Below are 931 nucleotides of genomic sequence, written 5' to 3' on the forward strand. Positions count from 1 at the left end.
ACCGCTCGGCCGTCAGCTCCGGCCGGTTCAGGTAGCCACGCGCAACCCCCGCCCCGCCGATATAGAGCTCGCCCACCGCCCCGAACGGCACCGGCGCACCATGAGCGTCCAGCAGGTAGATCCGCGTGTTCGCAATCGGACGGCCAATATGCGGCACGGCGTTGTCACTGAGAAGTCGTCCCGACGTTGCCACAACGGTGACTTCCGTAGGGCCATAGTTGTTTATCAACTTGAGAGGAGACGGTATCCGGGAAGGAACACGCTGGAGACGATCACCGCCGATCAGCAAATGTCCCAATTTTGGATTTACCAGCTCGTCTTGCAATGCGGTTATAGCCAGCGGTGTGGCTAGAAAGGCGGCGTCCAGTGGTTGATCACGCCACCATTGCAACAGACGCGAGGAATCTCCTGCTGCCGCCCTGGGCGGGAGCAGCAATGTGCTACGATTGCATAATGCGGACCATAGCTCCCAGGTGCTGGCGTCAAAAGCCACTGCAGCCGTGAGTGTGCAGCAGGTTTCTGGTTGCGGACAAAACGTTTGCACATGCCATGCTGTAAGATTGACCACTCCGCGATGCTCGACCATGACGCCCTTGGGCGTCCCGGTGGAGCCCGAGGTGTAGATGATGTAGGCGAGCTGGCGGGGGGTGAGCCCCAGCGCGCGCGGGTCGGGATCGTCAGCGCCCTGGTCGGCCCATGGACGCGCGCCGTCCGAGAGGTCGACCGCCGTCAGGCTGGCGAGCGCCTCGGCGCCGAGGGCGGCGCGTCCGGCCGCATCGGCCAGCAGCAGCTTGGGGGCGGCATCGGCGAGCACCTGGTTGAGCCGTGAGCCCGGATAGGCCGGATCGATCGGCACATAAGCGCCGCCCGCCTTCAGGATCGCCAGCAGCCCGACCACCATCGCCGGGCTGCGCTCGACGCAGATCGCCAC

General features: G+C 64.7%; 1 protein-coding gene. It reads right to left on the reverse strand.

From position 1 onward, the window contains the following. Window positions 1–931: AMP-binding protein (locus NKI72_RS35205; RefSeq protein ID WP_352852285.1), on the reverse strand; the 931-nt coding region annotated here is incomplete at both ends.

Source organism: Mesorhizobium sp. M0437 (assembly GCF_040321335.1).
Classification (GTDB): domain Bacteria; phylum Pseudomonadota; class Alphaproteobacteria; order Rhizobiales; family Rhizobiaceae; genus Mesorhizobium.